This window comes from Shewanella sp. GutCb, assembly GCF_002836135.1.
In the GTDB taxonomy this organism is placed as follows: Bacteria; Pseudomonadota; Gammaproteobacteria; order Enterobacterales; family Shewanellaceae; genus Shewanella.
The window spans coordinates 97,137-116,767 of the sequence record NZ_PJBL01000002.1; the positions used below are offsets into that span (position 1 = coordinate 97,137).

Sequence of the window (19,631 nt, forward strand, 5' to 3'; positions counted from 1 at the left end):
TTTCGATAATGCCTAAGCTTAAAGCAGCTAGAAGACTGCTATCATCGGCAAAAACAATAACCAATCTATAACAAAATAGCGAGGCCTTTGTAAATTGGTCATACCAATAAGCATAAAAATATTACTACACTGATGATGATTCTATAATTTATTATTGAAATAACCAGTGAATCATCAGCGTAAGCCATGGCAATCCAAAATATTTATAATTTGAATCTTAAGTTAAAGGAAAGTAATTTCAGATATAAGAACAAAGAGTAACCCAGTAGCTAGAATGAGATCTTATGCACTAATCAATCAAACTATGGGTCTCGTTAAACTTAGCTTTTTCAGGAGTACAAATTAACTGGGTAGCCCTTTTGCAAAAGCCATTATTTTATTAAGTTCCTAAAGGCTTCTCTTACGAAAAGCTTCTCCTCCTTTTTCAACTTAAACCCATGGTCATCGTTTTCAGCTGTTGAGCTAAAGCATGCTCTAAATAGCTGCGATATAAGCTGGTGTTTTTGCAGTACCTTGGTGGAAGCATGCGGCGTTTGCAGCGATAACGAAGGTTTTATTGTGGCTGGTGCAGATATAAGATCACCACGCCGATACAATAGGTTGATAAATTCACGCCAGTCTTTTGCTAACAATGCTTGGGTCAGCTTTACTCGTATCGGTAGCGTTTGCTTTTTTAGCCCCAATATAAGCAAAACAACTAACATCAAGACGATGATACTGAGCAATACGCTATAACGGTCAATATTAGCCCCAGTAACGTTAAGTTTAATCTCAGAGAAATTTAACCGATGTAAACCAACGTCAGGCTCCCACCAAAGTACCTCTTCTCCTCCGACTACAAATTCTCCACCAGCTGCGATAATGTAGTTAAACTCTTGGCTCAATATTGCACTGTTTTCACCACGATTATTATTGTCAGTCAGTTTAGCTTCAAGCGGCATAACACTAACGCCATCAGGTGCTGTCATGAATATTCGAGGGATATTCATTGCAGGGAGGTTAGTCACAGAAATCTTGATTTCACGCTTAATCACGTCACCAACATTGTAACTTGGCTGTGACACTGACCATTGATCCTCAATCAATACTGATCCTGATACGATGTATTGTTCAGCATGTATAAGGCTTGCTGGGATATGCGCATAAAGCACTACAGCATCCGATATCAATATTGCAGTCTTAGACTCTCCGCTAATGTTGTCCATATACTTGACCTTGAATCGAACACTCGGCACCTCTATAACGCCTTTATGTTCGGGGTAAAGATACACTTCCCAGATCTGAGAGGAGAGCGCTGTCCCAGCGATTGTTCTGTTGCCATTAATGGCAAATGAAGATGCTTGAGACAATCGAGCACTGGACATCGAAGGTAAATCAAACTCGGTGCCGCCGTTAAAAAAACCGTTAACAAGTAGCTCAAAACGCAATACAGTTTGTTCACCGACCACAGGATGAACATTAGATACTTGAGTCAAAATCTGGCTCGAAGGAGCCACGGTGTTTACAGCATTAGTATTAGTGGCTGCCGCACTAGCGTTGATACAAACCATACAAAATAAAAATAAAGCGACCCGCTTACATTGCAGAGTTATTGAATGAAGAGTTAAATTGAACGTCTTGCTAATCATTCCCCTCCTCCTTAGCGTCAGTGTTGCTATTCGCCTTTGGCGGTAGAGATCTATCTTCTTGCTGGGACTCATTGTACTGAGCTTGGAATTTTGCAGCTAAAAACTTTTGCGGATCTTTACTGATATCCCTTAACCACTGTTGCTTTTTAGTATCACTGTTTAATAACTCTTCAACTGACAACTGCTGCAGTTCAACTTCTATTTTGCCCATTTGCGGTTTGTCAGCACCAAGATCCATATCGGTCATATCGTCAGGATTAATCGACTCTGGTGGGTTTTCCTCTTGTTGACTCTCCCCAAGCTGCTTAATGTCTTTTATCAGCTGAGTCACTATTTGTAAGTTCTTGCTAGCGCCGGGGAAATCAGGTTCAATGTCGAGTAACAATTGATAAAGCGTCTTTGCTTTACTGTAGTTGCGCCCACGAGTGTAGGTCATTGCCAGGTTAAACAGGCTTTGTAAATCATCCTGCTGACGATATATCTTAGCGGCCTTGCTGTACTCTTTTGCTTGATAATAGGCGCGGGCTTTCCAGCTAGGATCTTCAAAGCGTAATGCGGCTTCTTGATAATCACCTTTGTCGTAATAGTATTGACCTTGCTGATCGGCACTAAAGAATAAGTCTAGCCACTGTGCATGGACTGGTACTGGCATCAAACTGACGCAGAGCACAATAGAGGTCGCCCAATACAGACTAAAGCCTCTACGAAAAAACAGTAATAATAGCAACGCAGCCGGATAGAGTAACCAGTAGCCTTGATTAACCACCAGACTCGATTGACTGAGAGCAGCCTGTTCTAGCTTTGATACTTGCTCAAGCCAATTGTCATTGCCAGACAAAAGGCCATCCGCAGTCATCACCGTAAAGCCAAGCTGCGTCGCAGAAGACTCGGCTGATGCCGTTAATGCAGCGAATAACACTTGTGCATGCTGTTTTTGAGTGAACTTAGCCAATGCTTGGCCTTGGCCTGCAAAGCCATCCGATAAGACAAGTAAGTCGAAACCAAACTCTTGTGCGTCGGGAATTGCGGCAATAACGGCAATCAAACTGTCAATATCATCACCTTCTACGGGCATAACTTGAGGCGACATATAGCCCAAATATAGCGTTAACAGCGCAAATTGATCCGATGGCGGTAATACTTGGTGACTGCTGCCTGCAAATGCAACCAGCGAAATAGGCCTAGAACTCCCCTGCATTAGCAGTTTTGATACCAGTAATTTAGCTCGCTCTAGGTGGCTTATGCTGCCTTCGCTTTTCAACATTGAAGGCGATAAGTCTAGGGCTATAATCAGCGGCGCTTTAATATCATCGTCACTGGCCTTTAGCCAGCTTGGACCCGCTAATGCAAAAATGATAAAGCTGGCGGTGAGCAACGTTAACCCTATAGGTGCTTTTGTCGCTCTGTGACTATTCTGCATTGAAAATACTTTTGCTAGGTGAGCTGCTATTACGCCTTCTCCAGCTTGTTCTTGCGCCATTTTTCGATTGCGCCAAAGACCATACATGAGTAAACCTATAGGCAAAAATAGCCACAACCAAAGTGGCTCAGCAAACTGAAAACTACTTAACATCAGCCTGCCCCTTATTGACCATCACCGTTGAGATAGTTAGCGCCAACCACACACAAATATAGATAACGAGCATAGGCCCGATAAGCCAAGGGTAAAGGTCTAACTTAGGTAGGTAACTTTGTTGCTGATACTTTGCCGGTGCAATCTGATTCACCTGTTGCAAAATCTGCTCAATAGCACCAGTGCTATTGCCTTCGAATGCTTGGCCTCCAGTGATCTTGGCAATTTTGTTGAGCGTATTAAAATCGACTTTATCTTCCCCTTCGGTATCAATTGAGCCCATGCCTAACGTAAAAACTTCGATACCATCGGCTGCAGCCACGCGGGCGGCATCCACCGGATCTAATCTAGAGCTAGTATCACTGCCATCGGTCACTAACAACAGTATTCGCTCTGTGGTATTGGAGCCATCAAAAGCACGAATACTTAAGCCTATGGCATCACCAATTGCGGTAGCAGGGCCTGCCATTTGAGTATCCATTTGCTGCAGTAATGTCTGCCAAAGCACAATATCCTCCGTAAAGGGCACTTGCAAATATGCGCCAGAACCAAAAACAATCAGCCCTAGTCTATCGCCGCTACGCTGCTCTGAAAACGTATTAAGTAACGATTTAAGTGCAACTAAGCGAGACACTTTACCGTACTCATTGAGCTGATAATCCTCTTGCTCCATGGATTGAGAAAGATCGACCGCTATCATTAAGTCTCGCCCCGTCTTTTGTGTGACAACAGGCTCACCCAACAATACAGGTCGTGCTAAACAAATGATGATCGCTAACCAACTAAGCAGTAACGCCATTGCTTGAATACGTTTTCGCTGTTTAACTTGGCTACCCGACGTGGGGGCTTGTCCAGTCGCAGCAACTAATCGAGCAAAGAAGGGCAAATAGATAGAGGCTGCTGGCTGCAGATAGACGGGAAAGATCCGAAACACAAAGACCGGTAAAATGATTAGCGCTAGCATCCATGGGTAATCAAGACTGATGTTCAAAGCGATGCTCCTTTACCCAACGCTGACATAATTGATTCAGCTTAGAGAAGTCACTTTCTGATAGGTGCTGCGAAATGTGTTTAGCCGATTGATAATTTAACGCTTCTAGTTGTTTTAACTGCGCCTCGGTAAAGATAGCTTGCGGGCTACAGCTTACGATGACCCGATACCAACTCACACCTGTTTGGCTTAATTTATCATCACAGGGCTTGGCTAACATGACTGTGCGCCGTATGACTTGGTTCATGGCACTCGCGTCATGCACCGTCATTGATTGCAACTGAGCCAGTGCTGTTCGTCTATAGCCATTAGCCATCCAGCGTTGCCTTTTTCGAACAATAAGTAGCATCAATAATAGTAATATGGCAAGTATTACCCCGTACCAACCCGGCGCTAGAGGCCACCATGGGATTGACTCCGGTAGCGGTATATCGACGAGTTGAGTTACCGGATTCATGCAGGCTCACCCATTAATAAACGACTTAATTGGGTGATAACAGGCTCATATGTATTAACCAGTCCCACAGGCAATGCGCTTGTTAGCGTTGCCTTTTTCAAACTCGCTAAGCGTTGCTGATAAAGATCATCGTATTTCTGTTGATTTTGGGCACTGGCTTGAATATTAATTTGTTGTTCCCCGTGAGAAACACTCAAACCATGGGCAGCAGTTAAATCATCTTCTAGCGGATCTTGAATGACAAAAAGCAATACATTTGATTTTTGCGACAACACTTCTAACTCCGCTAATTCTTCAATTTCAACCCCCTCAATATCAGTGATCAATATCATCACACTTTGACTGTTTAACGTCGTGACTAATGGTCTAACTTGAGACAGCAACGAGCTGGTGATTGTGGATTCTTTACCATTTTTAAGTGATGCTAAATCCAATTGATTATTAGCCGTCACTATCGCTTCGAGCAGATGAATAACATTGTGGCTTGAGCGTTTAGGCGACATTTGCACCGTACCTCGACAACCGATAACCGCGCCGCCAACGCGGTCTCCTCCATCAAAGACTTGCCATGCTAACAGCGCCGCCAACTGAGCTGCTGTAACCGACTTGGTATTGACTTGACTGCCAAAGAACATCGGTAAGCGTTGATCAACAACAATATGTACTGGTCTGTCTGTTTCTTCAGAATAGACTCTCACATAAGGTTTGCCCAAGCGCGCTGACACTCTAGAGTCTATTTGGCGTATGTTATCCCCCGCTTGATATTGCCTAAGCTCTTCAAAATTCAACCCACGACCCTTTATACGCGACGCATGCCGACCGGAGAGCATTCCAGCCGGCCGGAAACGCGGTGACAATGACAAATGACGGCTATCTTCCCTAAGGGCTAATAATGCACTTAAGTTGGTATAAATTCGCGAGTCTTGCTTGCTCATAAACTGCTCATAGCTTGTTTCATAAGATGGGGGTCACACTAACAAGCTCTTTAACCACATCCTGAGCACTCTTGCCGTTTGCCACTGCAGCATACGAAAGCATGATCCTATGGCTAAGTACGGCCATTACAACCGCCCTCACGTCATCAGGATCAACATAGTCTCTCCCCTCTAGCACTGCGTGAGCGCGAGACGCCTTATCGAGTGCAATTGAAGCTCTTGGGCTGGCGCCAATTTTTATGTATTTTTGTAACTCACTATCAGGATATCTTTCCGGCTTTCTTGTCCCCATCACCAAAGCGACGATATATTTCTCAATACTCTCAGACATAAATACGTCATGAACTAAGCTACGTGCCTGCATAATTAACACTTCAGCATTTTCTATCTTTATTGGAGGACTATCAGTTCGAACTTCTTGGCCTCTGGTTAGACGAATGATCGCTAGTTCGGTTTCATCCTCAGGGTAATCAATCACTATTTTAAATAAAAACCGGTCCATTTGCGCTTCGGGTAAAGGGTAAGTTCCCTCTTGTTCGATAGGGTTCTGAGTCGCTAGAACCAAGAAAACAGATTCCATCGGATGGCTAGTATTACCGATGGTGACCTGCCGCTCTTCCATTGCTTCAAGCAAAGCTGACTGCACTTTAGGCGGCGCTCTATTGATTTCATCCGCGAGTAAAATATGATTAAAGATGGGGCCAGGATTAAAATCAATGTGGTTATTATCAGAGGAAGATAACGCTTCATAACCAATAACGTCCGATGGCAACAAATCTGGGGTAAATTGCACTCGACCTTGAGATAGATGCAGCAAATCAGCTAACGTTTTAACCGAACGGGTTTTTGCGGTACCGGGAAGCCCCTCAAGTAATACATGCCCATCAGCCAACAGCGCTAATACCAACCCTCTTACTACATGTGCTTGGCCTAGAACCTGCTTTTCTAAAGCTATTTGTAAATCACTCAGCTGTGAATATACCGCTTGGCTTTCCATATGATGGCTTTTCCTTTTTACCCATTTTGAAAGGACACCAAACCAGTACCCTTTAAAAATAGAAAAAGGGCGCAAGCGCCCTTAATGATACCAACTTCTATTTACTCGCAGGTTGCTGCAGTTTCTCCATCACTTGATCTAAACTGAAGCTAGCTGCTTTTTGGCTAGGTGGATATTCCTTAAAGGTTTCTAGGAATTTACCCACATAAGCTTGCGCCGGTACTAACATGAACGCTCTGTCTAACATCCAATCCCAGTAGGTATTGGAAGTGATATCTGCATTTTCATACGGGTCTGTTCTTAAGTTATAGATTTTTGGCAGTCGTAAAACAACAAAAGGCTCAGCCCATAACGCTAATGTACCGGCCATTCTTTGCTCCATAAATACCAGCTTCCAATTATTGAAGCGAAGCGCCGCTAAATCACCATCATCAGTAAAGTAGAAAATCTCCTCACGAGGACCTGTTTTATCTTTACCGGTTAAATAGGGCAAAAAGTTATAACCATCGAGATGGTTCTTGAACTTCTTACTGCCCGCTTTATGGCCTTTTAACAACTTTTCTTTCACCTTGCTATCGCCAGCGGCAGCGGCAAAAGTCGGCAACCAGTCCATATGGTGCATAATGTCATTGGAAACCGAACCCGCTGCAATTTTTCCAGGCCAGCGTACCATGGCCGGAACTCGGTAAGCCCCTTCCCAGTTTGTATTCTTTTCACCTCTAAATGGGGTTGTACCCGCATCAGGCCAAGTATTCATGTGTGGCCCATTGTCGGTTGAATAAAAAACAATGGTATTATCTTTTATGCCCAACTTATCAACGGTATCGAGTAATTGCCCTACATGGTTATCATGTTCAATCATACCGTCGGTATAATTACTCAAACCACTTGAACCTTGAAGCTCAGGTTTAACATGAGTACGAAAATGCATACGAGTACCACTCCACCAAACAAAGAATGGCTTCTTGGCTTTGACCTTTCGTTCCATAAAATCTATTGCCGCAGCGACCGTTTCATCGTCCACCGTCTCCATACGCTTTTTCGTTAGCGGTCCAGTATCTTCGATTTTGCCATCGGCAGAAGACTTAATAACGCCACGAGGTCCAAACTTTTTACGGAACTCAGGGTTTTTAGGGTAATCAATATTCTCAGGTTCTTCTTCAGCATTAAGATGATACAAGTTACCGAAAAACTCATCAAAACCATGGTTTGTTGGTAAAAACTCATCTTTATCGCCTAAATGATTTTTACCGAACTGCCCCGTTGCATATCCCATCGGTTTGAGGATTTCAGCTATGGTTGCATCAGAGGCCTGTAATCCGACATCAGCTCCAGGCATTCCCACTTTTGACAAACCAGTACGAAACACGCTTTGCCCCGTAATAAAAGTAGAGCGACCTGCGGTACAAGACTGCTCACCGTAGTAATCAGTGAACATCATCCCCTCTTTGGCGATGCTATCAATATTCGGGGTTTGGTAACCCATCAAGCCAAAGGTATAGGCACTGATATTAGATTGACCAATATCATCTCCCCAGATAACGAGAATATTAGGTTTATCAGCTGCGGTCGCCGCGAAGGACATTAATCCAGCAGTAACCGATAGTAGAGCTAACTTTTTTGTAAACTTATTGCGAAGTAGCGTCATAAAAGATCTCCGTTCTTTAATACAAACTTGTTTTTATACAAACCTGAACTCATTCTGCGCAAAGCGACTTCCAGAATGACTACGACAAATATAGTTGCTAACTTTAAAATCACACGTTACCAAAGTGTAATCAACTAAAATTACAATTATTTGACTCCAGCTATAGCTTAATGGGCTAAAAGTAAGGTAGGGGTGCAGTATTTCGTGGCGGTCGTAAAACTAAAGTCTATCTTTAGTGAGGTAAATAGATGAACAAAGCTTTGCTTAGAATTTAAAACTATTGATGCAATCTGTTGTTAATACTGCAAGCAACTATCAGGAAAGTTGCAAGTAACTGATTAATATAAAACGAAAGGAGATTATTATGGATACTGACACTGATGAAAATAATGACACTATTCATATAGGTAAAATTCAGGCACAAAAAAACCGCTTTAGTAAGCGGTTTTTTTGTATTTTAAGAATGGCGGAGAGGGAGGGATTCGAACCCTCGATGGGATTTAACGCCCATACTCCCTTAGCAGGGGAGCGCCTTCGGCCACTCGGCCACCTCTCCGCAAAACATGGTGCGCGTGGAAGGAGTTATATTCACCATCCGTTTAATTAGTTTCCAAAGACATTATCGATGAAAACTAAAACGCAAAATCTGTAAGCCTTATATGGTGCGGATGGGAGGAGTCGAACCTCCGACCGCCTGGTTCGTAGCCAGGTACTCTATCCAGCTGAGCTACATCCGCATATATAAAGATAAAACATTTAAAAAACTTAATGGTGCGGATGGGAGGAGTCGAACCTCCGACCGCCTGGTTCGTAGCCAGGTACTCTATCCAGCTGAGCTACATCCGCATATATTAAGGTAAAAAATTAAAAACTTTATGGTGCGGATGGGAGGAGTCGAACCTCCGACCGCCTGGTTCGTAGCCAGGTACTCTATCCAGCTGAGCTACATCCGCATATATAAAGGTAAAGCAATTAAAACAACTTAATGGTGCGGATGGGAGGAGTCGAACCTCCGACCGCCTGGTTCGTAGCCAGGTACTCTATCCAGCTGAGCTACATCCGCAAATATTAAGCAAAAACTTTCAAATGATTTAATGGTGCGGATGGGAGGAGTCGAACCTCCGACCGCCTGGTTCGTAGCCAGGTACTCTATCCAGCTGAGCTACATCCGCTCACTAAAACATTTAAACACAACAGTAAATTATGGTGCGGATGGGAGGAGTCGAACCTCCGACCGCCTGGTTCGTAGCCAGGTACTCTATCCAGCTGAGCTACATCCGCATCGTCGTTTACTGTAAGAAATGGCGGAGAGGGAGGGATTCGAACCCTCGATGGGATTTAACGCCCATACTCCCTTAGCAGGGGAGCGCCTTCGGCCACTCGGCCACCTCTCCGTTTCTTGGCGCACATATTACTGTTTGCCGAAAATAAGTCAAACCATTTCGAAGAAACTATTTCCGTTTGGACTGTTTTTAAGCATGTTGACTGTATATCCGCCTAAGAACGCCCATAATAATACTTTTCATATCCTAAAAAATAAAAAAGCCAGTTAAAAAACTAGCTTCTAAAATTCTCAGTAATCATCAAACTACAATCAGAAGTTTCCGCCTTCTGGAGCAGTCCCTGATTTTTCAGATTGAATGCGTTGATATATCTCTTCACGATGGACAGAGATTTCTTTAGGTGCATTAACACCAATTCTTACTTGGTTACCTTTAACGCCTAATACAGTGACCGTAACTTCATCACCAATCATCAGTGTTTCACCAACACGACGAGTCAATATCAGCATTATGTTGCTCCTTTAGTTCCTAAACTTGCTTTATACGGCATTATTCCGCTATATACTTATTATAGAGTTAGCTTAGTACAAATTAACAGTATTCAATTTGAAATACGCCAATTAATTGCACCTTTACTGCCTTTATATACAGTTCTAGCATCAAAACCCTACAAGCCATATTAAAAAAATTCTGCACTAAAAGGCTATTATTAAACATAGAGATTAAACGGGCATGAAAACAGTTTGAAGACCATTTCAGCAACACCTCTAAAATCCATTAGCCAAACAACATTACATTGTCACAATCACCATACCAAAGTTAACTGTTATATCTACTAGTTTTCTCGTAAATAGTGATATTTATGCAATTAGTTTGCTAAACATAGCCGCTACCATTAGCACTTATGCTAACTTTTAGCCTCCAGACAACAAAAAACGCTCATAAAGAGCGTTTTTCAAACTTTCATTCAACAGCTATCTCGATTAAGCCAGCTTGTCAGAAATCCAAGGTATAACGCTATCTAATGCACTTTGAAGGTTTTCAGGCTGGCTACCACCTGCTTGTGCCATATCAGGACGCCCACCGCCTTTACCACCAACTTGCACAGCGATGGAAGCTATAAGTTCACCTGCTTTCACTTTGCCAGTGAGATCTTTAGTGACACCCGCAATGAGGTTCACCTTGGCGTCGCCAGCAATCCCCAATACAACAATACCAGACTTAAGCTTCTGCTTGAGTTCATCTTGCAAACTGCGAAGCGAACCTGCATCGACACCATCAAGCTTCTTAACTAAAACTTTAATACCATTGACGTCAACAGCTTCACCAACGAGATCGGCACTGGTTGCTGCCGCAAGTTTATCTTTTAACTGTGCAAGCTCTTTCTCAAGCAACTTAGCCTTATCCAGTTGTGCCTTGAGCTTTACCACAACAGAGGCACTATCGCCTTTCAATAACGACGCAGCTTCTTCCAGCTGATCCTGCTGCTTAGCAATATAAGCCATTGCAGCTGCCCCTGTTACCGCTTCGATTCGACGTATACCCGCGGCAATACCACCTTCAGAGGTGATCTTAAACAAGCCAATATCACCAGTACGACCTACGTGTGTTCCGCCACAGAGCTCAATTGAGAAGTCTCCCATAGAGACAACACGAACTTCATCGTCATACTTCTCGCCAAATAACGCCATAGCGCCTTTCTCTTTGGCTTGCTCTATGTCCATCACTTCAGCAGTTAACGCGTGGTTATGGCGGATTTGAGTATTAACCAACTCTTCTACTTCTTTGACCTCAGAGGCTTTAACGCCTTCAAAATGAGAGAAGTCGAAACGTAAACGTTCAGGGTCAACTAACGAGCCTTTCTGAGTTACGTGCGTACCTAACACTTGGCGCAACGCTGCATGAAGTAAATGCGTAACGGAGTGGTTTAGCTCTGTTCTATGACGACGGTCTTTGTCGACATCAGTAGAAACAGACAGACCAACTTTAATTGAGCCGCTCGCTAACTTGCCAATATGGCCAATTGCTTGGCCGTATTTTTGGGTATCAGTAACGTTATACTCAACACCATCAGCAATAAGCACACCTTTGTCGCCACACTGGCCACCAGATTCACCGTAAAATGGTGTGTTATCCAGTACAATTACCGCTTCGTCACCTGCAGCAAGCTCATTGACCGATTCACCCGTTTTATAGATAGCAATAATCGTCGCTTGGTTATTAAGACTCTCATAACCAACGAAAGCACTTTGTGCATCTATCTTTAGACCATCATTGTAATCAGTTTCAAACTGGCCAGCGGCTTGAGCACGGCTTCGCTGCTCTGCCATGGCAGTTTTAAAACCAGCTTCATCGACAGTGATATCTCGCTCGCGACAAACATCTGCGGTTAAATCAACTGGGAATCCGTATGTGTCATACAATTTAAAGGCTGTTTCACCGTCTAATACATCACCTTTAAGATTTGTTAACGCATTATCAAGAATACCTAGACCGCGCTCGAGTGTACGAGCAAACTGCTCTTCTTCAGCTTTAAGTGACTTTTCAACTATTGGTTGCGTAGCCACTAAACCTTTAGCGGCATCACCCATAACTTCGATCAGAGTCGGAACCAGCTTATAAAAGAAGCTGCTAGTAGCACCTAATTTATTTCCGTGACGAACGGCACGGCGAATAATACGACGTAATACATAACCGCGGCCTTCATTCGATGGCATCACACCGTCAGCAATTAAAAATGCACATGAGCGGATATGATCGGAGATAACACGTAGTGATTTATTTTCTAAATCAGTAACGCCGAGGATTTCAGCCGTCTTTTTGATTAACGCTTGGAAAATATCAATCTCATAGTTTGAATGCACGCCCTGCATAATCGCAGCAATTCGCTCAATCCCCATTCCTGTATCAACAGAAGGTCGAGGTAACGGATTCATATCACCATTTGATTGACGGTTATACTGCATGAATACGATGTTCCAGATCTCAATAAATCTGTCACCGTCTTCTTCTGGCGTACCGGGACGGCCACCCCAGATATGATCGCCGTGATCATAGAAAATTTCAGAACAAGGACCACAAGGTCCTGTGTCGCCCATCTGCCAGAAATTATCGGAAGCATAAGCAGCGCCTTTGTTATCGCCTATACGAATAACATTTTCAGGTGCAATACCGATTTTTTTCGTCCAGATATCGTAAGCTTCGTTATCGGTGTCGTAAATAGTGACGCATAAACGCTCTTTGGGCAGTTTTAGCTCTTTAGTTAGAAAATTCCAAGCAAAGTTTATCGCTTCTTCTTTGAAGTAATCACCAAAGCTAAAGTTACCGAGCATTTCAAAAAATGTATGGTGGCGCGCTGTGTAACCAACATTATCTAAATCATTATGCTTACCGCCCGCTCTTACACATCGCTGAGATGAGGTGGCACGGCTATAATTGCGCTTGTCTTCTCCAAGAAATACGTCTTTGAACTGGTTCATACCCGCATTAGTAAATAATAACGTAGGGTCATTAGTTGGCACTAGAGAGCTACTATCAACGACCTGATGACCATTGGTACCGAAATATGCCAAGAAAGCACTACGCAGTGCTGCAGTAGTTTGATACATGAAACCGTCCTGAATTAGGTTGTGCAACTAGCCCGAAAAAGAGCCTAATGATAAATTTTTATGGAAAGCATTATAAGCAGTGTCATGGCTAACAACCAGCCCTGTAGTGACAAAACTGCGTAGACAGCTAAAAAAATGGGTATTGCGGGATCATTCTAAGATATGAGTGGTGAAAATGAGGTTGCTAGCAAATGACAAATTAATCGTAAGGATCACATTCAAGAGCATAAGATATTTGTTCGAATGAAGACTTTGCCCTATTAGATAACGACTGTCGTCTAAATAGACTGTAAGAGCACGGCTATTAGCACCATTTTAATTTTTAGTACGTCAAACTCAGAAAGTTTAGTTTGGTTTGGATTTTTTACGGGAATGATCACGGCGCGCTATAAGCGCGCCGTGACGTGTAATGCTGATTGGGGCATAAGTATTAAAAAGCTAACTCAAAAAAGGGACTTAAAAAACTTCGCCTGTTTCTAAATCAACATTGTCACCTGCAGTGTCAGTAGTTTCCGCTGTTACTTTTTCGCCTTTGCCTAATAACATTGAACGCAAAGTAGCCTCAATTTCGTCAGACACTTCTGGGTTTTCAATTAAATACTTACCAGCGTTTGCACGGCCTTGACCAATTTTACTGCCTTTGTATGCATACCAAGCACCTGACTTTTCAATTAACTTATGAATAACGCCTAAGTCAACTAGCTCGCCAGTACTGTTAATACCTTTGCCATAAAGGATTTGGAATTCAGCTTGCTTAAACGGCGCAGCAATTTTGTTCTTAACCACTTTAACGCGCGTTTCGTTACCAATAACTTCATCGCGGTCTTTGATCGCACCAGTACGGCGAATATCTAAACGAACAGAAGCGTAGAACTTAAGTGCGTTACCACCAGTCGTGGTTTCAGGGTTACCAAACATGACACCAATTTTCATACGAATTTGGTTAATGAAGATAAGCAAAGTGTTTGATTGCTTAAGGTTACCTGCAAGTTTACGCATTGCTTGGCTCATCATACGCGCCGCTAGGCCCATGTGAGAGTCACCAATTTCGCCTTCAATTTCAGCTTTTGGCGTTAATGCCGCCACGGAGTCAACAACAATAACGTCAACTGCGCCAGAACGACTCAATGCATCACAAATCTCTAACGCTTGCTCACCAGTATCAGGTTGTGAGCAAAGTAAATTATCAATATCAACACCTAGATTCTTTGCATAGATGGGGTCCAAAGCATGCTCGGCATCGATAAATGCACAAATCTTGCCCTGCCTCTGTGCTGCAGCAATCACTTCCAACGTTAGTGTTGTTTTACCTGATGATTCTGGACCGTAGATTTCGCAAATACGCCCCATAGGCAGGCCACCAGCACCCAACGCCACATCCAAAGATAGAGAGCCAGTAGAGATTGTTTCAACATCCATTGAACGATTTTCGCCCAACTTCATAATTGAACCTTTACCAAATTGCTTTTCAATTTGACCTAAAACGGCGTTTAACGCTTTCTCTTTATTTGGATCTATCTTCATTATTATTTCCTTAAAATCACAGTGCTAACACAGTTTCAGCACTGTATTATCATTTTGATGACGACTCTAATATCTACTTTAGGGCCTCAATATGAAACTAGTATACTGTACAATCATACAGTATCAAGTACTGTGCAAGATTTTTTTATTAAACCAACAAAATCATACAGATAAGCAATCGTACGTAAAAAACGCCCTTAGTTAACAGTATTTCATCATAATAATCCCCACTAAGATGAGTAAAAAATTGTTAAGATTGGCAACCATAAATGTTTAATGGCCACTACGCGCCGCAGTAAAGTACAGGCAAAGCAAATTGATGACTGCTATTGATCCGCAAAACTTAGAAAAACACACCCCGATGATGCGTCAATATTTGACGCTAAAAGCGGAAAATCCAGATATGTTGCTATTTTATCGCATGGGGGACTTCTACGAGCTTTTTTACGAAGATGCCAAACTCGCTTCTGAGTTGCTTGGTATCTCATTAACAGCACGCGGAAAAAGTGGTGGCGACCCGATCCCTATGGCTGGCCTACCCTACCACGCTGTTGAAGGGTATTTAGCGAAGCTAGTGCAACTTCGTGTGTCTGTCGCGATCTGCGAGCAAGTAGGCGATCCAGCCACTTCAAAGGGACCAGTTGATCGAAAAGTTGTCCGTCTCGTCACCCCAGGGACTTTGACTGATGAAGCCTTGCTACAAGAGAAGCAAGATAATTTACTTGCCGCACTCTATCAAGGCAAAGCGGGATATGGTTACGCGACTCTTGATATCGCATCCGGCCGTTTTGTGGTCACAGAGCTGAAAGATACCGAGGCTCTGGAAGCTGAATTGCAAAGAACCAATCCGGCAGAATTGCTTTATAGCGAAGACTTTTCACAAATGAGTCTTATTGCTGGCATGAATGGCACTCGCCGTCGACCGGAGTGGGAATTTGATTTTGAGACTTGCCACCGTTTGCTGCTAAGTCAATTTGGCACTAAAGACCTTAAAGGTTTCGGTATTGAAGATGCCAGACTGTCGCTGCAAGCTGCAGGTTGCCTAATGCAGTATGTGAAAGATACTCAGCGTACAGCATTACCACATATAAACTCGATCATACGTTTTAACCAAGCTGACAGCATCATACTTGATGCTGCGACGCGTCGTAATTTGGAGTTAACAGTAAACCTGCAAGGCGGACAAACTAACACCTTAGCCTCTGTATTAGATAATACAGTTACAGCTATGGGTAGCCGCATGCTACAGCGCTGGTTGCATCAGCCACTGCGTGATCACCAAGTCATAAATGCTCGACAGTCATCTATTGCCGAGTTAATTACCAGTGAGCATTACCTTACCCTTGCTGAAGACTTAAAAGCGTTAGGTGACGTTGAGCGAATAACAGCTCGTATCGCCCTGCGCAATGCCCGTCCAAGAGATTTTGCGCGCTTACGTCAAGCATTAGGCTTGTTACCGCAACTACAGCAAACGCTTAAGTCGACAACAGTTCCTCACCTTCAATACCTGTCTCAAGTCATTGGCGAGTTCCCTGAAGAACTAGTCTTGCTGTCAAATGCCATTGTCGATAATCCACCAATGCTTATTCGTGATGGTGGTGTAATACGTGACGGTTATGATGCAGAGCTTGATGAATGGCGTGTACTAAGCGCCGGTGCTACCGATTACCTTGCCCAGTTGGAAGCTCGAGAGAAAGAACAAACAGGGATATCTACCCTAAAAGTCGGCTACAACCGAGTACATGGATACTACATTGAAGTCAGCCGCCGCGAATCAGATCTGGTGCCCTTGAGTTATCAACGCCGTCAAACGCTAAAAAACACAGAGCGTTATATCATTGCGGAACTGAAAGAACACGAAGAAAAAGTCCTTTCAAGCCAAGGTAAAGCACTCGCATTAGAAAAACAGTTATGGGAACAGTTATTTGACCTCCTATTGCCGAAAATACATGAGCTGCAAGAGTTTGCCAAAGCCGCGGCTGAATTGGATGTCTTGTGTAACTTTGCTGAACGCGCTGAAACACTTAACTACGCCTGCCCAGAACTATCAGAAGCTTCAGGAATACATATAGAAGCAGGTCGCCATCCTGTTGTCGAGCAAGTAAGTCAAAGTCCCTTTATAGCGAACCCAGTAACGCTAGATGACCAACGTAAAATGCTGATTGTTACCGGTCCAAACATGGGGGGTAAGTCCACCTATATGAGGCAGATAGCCTTAATCACCTTGATGGCACATATTGGTTGTTACGTTCCTGCGGAGCATGCCGTAATTGGCCCTGTCGATAGAATATTTACCCGTATTGGCGCGTCAGACGATCTCGCTTCTGGACGATCGACTTTTATGGTCGAGATGACCGAAACGGCGAATATCCTTCATAATGCAACGCCAAACAGTCTGGTCTTAATGGATGAGATTGGCCGCGGTACATCTACCTACGATGGCTTATCATTGGCATGGTCGGCTGCAGAGTATTTAGCCAAAAACCTTAACGCAATGACGCTATTTGCAACGCATTACTTTGAGTTAACCCAGCTTCCGGAGCTGATGGATAACGTCGAAAATGTGCATCTGGATGCCGTTGAACATGGTGATTCAATCGTGTTTATGCATGCGGTGCAAGAGGGCCCAGCCAGTCGAAGTTACGGATTGCAGGTTGCCGCACTTGCAGGTGTGCCAAACAGCGTCATAAGTGCTGCCAAACAAAAGCTTCACCATTTAGAAAGCCGCGATCAGGCAATGGAGCAGTCGCAAAATGGTCAGATTTTGGCTCAACAAGCCATCAGTTTGCCAACACAAGCATCATCAGCTGTGATTGAGGCACTTGAAAAGCTCAATCCCGATGAACTGACACCAAGGCAAGCGCTCGATTATCTTTATCACTTAAAAAAGTTATCACTGTAATAATATAAGTCTCTTTGCTTTAAGCAATAGAAACAAAAAAGGCGCCAGCGGCGCCTTTTCTTTATCTACCGGTTGCTAAATTCTAAAAATAGCCTCAACAGATAGACCTTGGGCGCCTAACAAATCTTTTAAGCGCTTTAATGCTTCAACTTGAATTTGGCGTACACGCTCACGGGTTAAGCCAATCTCTTTACCGACGTTTTCAAGTGTTGATGGCTCATAGCCTAATAAACCAAATCGGCGCGCTAGCACTTCTCTTTGCTTGGTATTAAGTTCATCTAACCACTTCACTACTGATTTCGACATATCTTCATCTTGAACCTTATAATCAGGTCCAACATTGTCGTCATCAGCTAATACATCCAGTAACGCCTTATCACTTTCGCCACCCAACGGGGTATCGACTGAGGTGATGCGTTCGTTTAACTTGAGCATACGACTGACATCGCTGCTTGATAGATCGAGTTTATCTGCAATTTCTTCTGCGGTAGGCTCATGGTCTAATTTTTGAGCTAGCTCTCGTGCAGTACGCAGGTAAACATTAAGCTCTTTTACGACATGGATGGGTAATCGAATCGTACGAGTCTGATTCATAATTGCTCGTTCGATTGTTTGTCTGATCCACCACGTCGCATAAGTTGAGAATCTGAAACCACGTTCAGGATCGAACTTCTCTACGGCACGGATTAAGCCCAAATTACCTTCTTCAATAAGATCGAGCAGCGCTAAGCCACGATTATTATATCGACGTGCAATTTTTACGACTAATCTGAGGTTACTTTCGATCATGCGGTTGCGGGATTTTTCACAGCCTTTAAGTGACTTGCGTGAAAAAAACACCTCTTCTTCTGCGCTGAGAAGGGGGGAAAATCCTATTTCACCTAGATACAGTTGTGTCGCATCGAGGTTTTTTTGTAAATCGTCTTGTACTTGTTGCTCCAACTCTGCTTCTTTAACTTCCTTTTTATTGACGTCTGATGTTAATCCTTTTACAGAAGTATTCGTAGGTTTTTCTGCCACTACGGCATTATTTGTTCTGCCCATAATATATCTCCCAAATTTCATATTTAACTACTGCACTATACTGTCCTCCGATTTGCCAAACTGGCAGCCTAATCAACTATTGCTTAGGCAAATATTTAAGTGGGTTTACTGACTTCCCATGATAACGGATCTCAAAATGTAGCATGACCCGATTAGTGCCGGTATTACCCATTTCAGCAACTGTCTGTCCAACATTAACAAGTTGCTTTTCTTTTACTAAGATCTTATCAGCATGTGCATATGCACTTAGATAATCGTCACTATGCTTTATAATAACTAAATTACCATAACCTCGTAGTGCACTTCCTGCATAAACCACTCTACCACTAGCAGCAGCTTTAATTGCATCACCACGATTACCCGCGATCTTTATTCCTTTATTTCCCTGCTCTTTGGCTGAGAAAGTTCCAATCACCTTACCTTTCACAGGCCAGAACCACCGACTTACCTTTTTAGGTAAGGTTGACTCTCGCTTGTGGATAACAGGGTTAACAACTTGTTGACTGCTTGTTACAGAGTACGCAGGCTTTGCAACTTGATCAAGCTGTTTTTTTGACGCTGTTTTAGTCGTTTTTTTATCAACAGAATTAGGCTTAACACTTTGTTTACTAATAACTTTAGTGTTCTTTGCAGTCGATTTAACAGCTGTTTTTGACGTTTTTTTGGCAGTATTAGTATTTGTAACAGATTTTTTAGAGCGAAAACTCAATACCTGTCCAGGGTAGATGGTATAAGGCTTTCGCAGGTTATTGACCTTAGCAACATCAGCAAAATCTTTATTTGCCCCCCAAGAGATAGAGTACAAGGTATCGCCCTGTTTAACTTTATATCGGCTACTGGTAATCGAACCTCTGTCATAAGACGGCTTTATCGGGGAGTTCAAGGATTCCACGGGTGCGGGGCGCTCAGCTTGGAAGCTGCAACCTGATAATGCAAAAGTAAAAATGATACAGAAGTACGCAATAAACTTCATATGACTCGGCTACCCCAAATCGCAAATCTGCGACCATGACTTAAAATTTAGGACAAGGACTACAACAA

General features: G+C 43.2%; 13 protein-coding genes and 8 tRNA genes. 1 reads left to right on the forward strand and 20 read right to left on the reverse strand.

Annotated features, from left to right (window positions below; genetic code table 11):
• Positions 1-371: 371 nt before the first annotated feature.
• The 18 genes from CXF86_RS02190 to recA form a co-directional block, all read right to left on the reverse strand.
• A complete protein-coding gene (locus CXF86_RS02190) occupies positions 372-1,628 on the reverse strand; it encodes a BatD family protein (RefSeq protein WP_180960994.1) in 1,257 nt (418 codons plus the stop codon).
• On the reverse strand, positions 1,621-3,201 hold the full coding sequence (locus tag CXF86_RS02195; RefSeq protein ID WP_102038247.1) for a vWA domain-containing protein: 1,581 nt from the start codon (positions 3,199-3,201) through the stop codon (positions 1,621-1,623). Before CXF86_RS02195 ends, CXF86_RS02190 begins: the two co-directional genes overlap by 8 nt.
• Entirely contained in the window at positions 3,191-4,192 is a 1,002-nt protein-coding gene (locus CXF86_RS02200) for a VWA domain-containing protein (RefSeq protein WP_101090621.1), read from the reverse strand. The genes CXF86_RS02195 and CXF86_RS02200 overlap by 11 nt, the downstream gene beginning before the upstream one ends.
• The gene (locus CXF86_RS02205) at positions 4,176-4,649 is read right to left on the reverse strand and encodes a DUF4381 domain-containing protein (RefSeq protein WP_102038248.1); all 474 of its coding nucleotides are present in this window, start codon (positions 4,647-4,649) and stop codon (positions 4,176-4,178) included. Before CXF86_RS02205 ends, CXF86_RS02200 begins: the two co-directional genes overlap by 17 nt.
• Entirely contained in the window at positions 4,646-5,584 is a 939-nt protein-coding gene (locus tag CXF86_RS02210) for a DUF58 domain-containing protein (protein WP_101090619.1), read from the reverse strand. Before CXF86_RS02210 ends, CXF86_RS02205 begins: the two co-directional genes overlap by 4 nt.
• A gap of 19 nt (positions 5,585-5,603) precedes the next feature.
• Complete coding sequence (locus tag CXF86_RS02215; RefSeq protein ID WP_101090618.1) at positions 5,604-6,581, reverse strand: AAA family ATPase; 978 nt, start codon at positions 6,579-6,581, stop codon at positions 5,604-5,606.
• A gap of 97 nt (positions 6,582-6,678) precedes the next feature.
• Positions 6,679-8,229 (reverse strand): arylsulfatase, encoded by a 1,551-nt coding sequence (locus CXF86_RS02220; protein ID WP_180960995.1) that lies wholly within the window; start codon positions 8,227-8,229, stop codon positions 6,679-6,681.
• A gap of 464 nt (positions 8,230-8,693) precedes the next feature.
• Positions 8,694-8,785: transfer RNA gene (locus CXF86_RS02225), tRNA-Ser, on the reverse strand.
• Positions 8,786-8,889: 104 nt separating this feature from the next.
• Positions 8,890-8,966: transfer RNA gene (locus tag CXF86_RS02230), tRNA-Arg, on the reverse strand.
• 32 nt (positions 8,967-8,998) lie between these two features.
• Positions 8,999-9,075: transfer RNA gene (locus CXF86_RS02235), tRNA-Arg, on the reverse strand.
• Between the two features lie 30 nt (positions 9,076-9,105).
• Positions 9,106-9,182 (reverse strand) — tRNA-Arg (locus CXF86_RS02240).
• A gap of 33 nt (positions 9,183-9,215) precedes the next feature.
• A tRNA-Arg gene (locus tag CXF86_RS02245) sits at positions 9,216-9,292 on the reverse strand.
• A gap of 32 nt (positions 9,293-9,324) precedes the next feature.
• Positions 9,325-9,401 (reverse strand) — tRNA-Arg (locus CXF86_RS02250).
• A gap of 32 nt (positions 9,402-9,433) precedes the next feature.
• Positions 9,434-9,510, reverse strand: a tRNA-Arg gene (locus tag CXF86_RS02255).
• Positions 9,511-9,531: 21 nt separating this feature from the next.
• Positions 9,532-9,623, reverse strand: a tRNA-Ser gene (locus CXF86_RS02260).
• Positions 9,624-9,823: 200 nt separating this feature from the next.
• Positions 9,824-10,021, reverse strand: coding sequence for a carbon storage regulator CsrA (csrA, locus tag CXF86_RS02265; protein ID WP_101090617.1), 198 nt, complete (start codon positions 10,019-10,021; stop codon positions 9,824-9,826).
• 474 nt (positions 10,022-10,495) lie between these two features.
• A complete protein-coding gene (alaS, locus tag CXF86_RS02270; protein WP_102038249.1) occupies positions 10,496-13,120 on the reverse strand; it encodes an alanine--tRNA ligase in 2,625 nt (874 codons plus the stop codon).
• 456 nt (positions 13,121-13,576) lie between these two features.
• On the reverse strand, positions 13,577-14,644 hold the full coding sequence (gene recA, locus CXF86_RS02275; protein ID WP_101090615.1) for a recombinase RecA: 1,068 nt from the start codon (positions 14,642-14,644) through the stop codon (positions 13,577-13,579).
• A 319-nt stretch (positions 14,645-14,963) separates the two neighbouring features.
• Between recA and mutS the strand changes: the two genes are divergently transcribed.
• Positions 14,964-17,546 carry a DNA mismatch repair protein MutS gene (gene mutS / locus CXF86_RS02280; RefSeq protein WP_102038250.1) on the forward strand — a complete coding sequence of 861 codons (2,583 nt, stop codon included), beginning with the start codon at positions 14,964-14,966 and terminating at the stop codon, positions 17,544-17,546.
• A 75-nt stretch (positions 17,547-17,621) separates the two neighbouring features.
• Here mutS and rpoS read toward each other — a convergent pair whose 3' ends face one another.
• Together rpoS and CXF86_RS02290 are read right to left on the reverse strand one after the other, a co-directional pair.
• Positions 17,622-18,590, reverse strand: coding sequence for an RNA polymerase sigma factor RpoS (gene rpoS / locus CXF86_RS02285; RefSeq protein WP_101090613.1), 969 nt, complete (start codon positions 18,588-18,590; stop codon positions 17,622-17,624).
• Between the two features lie 76 nt (positions 18,591-18,666).
• The gene (locus CXF86_RS02290) at positions 18,667-19,563 is read right to left on the reverse strand and encodes a peptidoglycan DD-metalloendopeptidase family protein (RefSeq protein WP_102038251.1); all 897 of its coding nucleotides are present in this window, start codon (positions 19,561-19,563) and stop codon (positions 18,667-18,669) included.
• Positions 19,564-19,631: the final 68 nt, after the last annotated feature.

What these genes read in the sequence shown, in the direction of transcription:
- rpoS (WP_101090613.1), bottom strand. Translation starts at nt 18,590, where the DNA reads ATGGGCAGAACAAATAATGCCGTAGTGGCAGAAAAACCTACGAATACT.
- CXF86_RS02290 (WP_102038251.1), bottom strand. Translation starts at nt 19,563, where the DNA reads ATGAAGTTTATTGCGTACTTCTGTATCATTTTTACTTTTGCATTATCA.
- csrA (WP_101090617.1), bottom strand. Translation starts at nt 10,021, where the DNA reads ATGCTGATATTGACTCGTCGTGTTGGTGAAACACTGATGATTGGTGAT.
- CXF86_RS02195 (WP_102038247.1), bottom strand. Translation starts at nt 3,201, where the DNA reads ATGTTAAGTAGTTTTCAGTTTGCTGAGCCACTTTGGTTGTGGCTATTT.
- CXF86_RS02210 (WP_101090619.1), bottom strand. Translation starts at nt 5,584, where the DNA reads ATGAGCAAGCAAGACTCGCGAATTTATACCAACTTAAGTGCATTATTA.
- CXF86_RS02215 (WP_101090618.1), bottom strand. Translation starts at nt 6,581, where the DNA reads ATGGAAAGCCAAGCGGTATATTCACAGCTGAGTGATTTACAAATAGCT.
- CXF86_RS02190 (WP_180960994.1), bottom strand. Translation starts at nt 1,628, where the DNA reads ATGATTAGCAAGACGTTCAATTTAACTCTTCATTCAATAACTCTGCAA.
- recA (WP_101090615.1), bottom strand. Translation starts at nt 14,644, where the DNA reads ATGAAGATAGATCCAAATAAAGAGAAAGCGTTAAACGCCGTTTTAGGT.
- mutS (WP_102038250.1), top strand. Translation starts at nt 14,964, where the DNA reads ATGACTGCTATTGATCCGCAAAACTTAGAAAAACACACCCCGATGATG.
- CXF86_RS02205 (WP_102038248.1), bottom strand. Translation starts at nt 4,649, where the DNA reads ATGAATCCGGTAACTCAACTCGTCGATATACCGCTACCGGAGTCAATC.
- alaS (WP_102038249.1), bottom strand. Translation starts at nt 13,120, where the DNA reads ATGTATCAAACTACTGCAGCACTGCGTAGTGCTTTCTTGGCATATTTC.
- CXF86_RS02220 (WP_180960995.1), bottom strand. Translation starts at nt 8,229, where the DNA reads ATGACGCTACTTCGCAATAAGTTTACAAAAAAGTTAGCTCTACTATCG.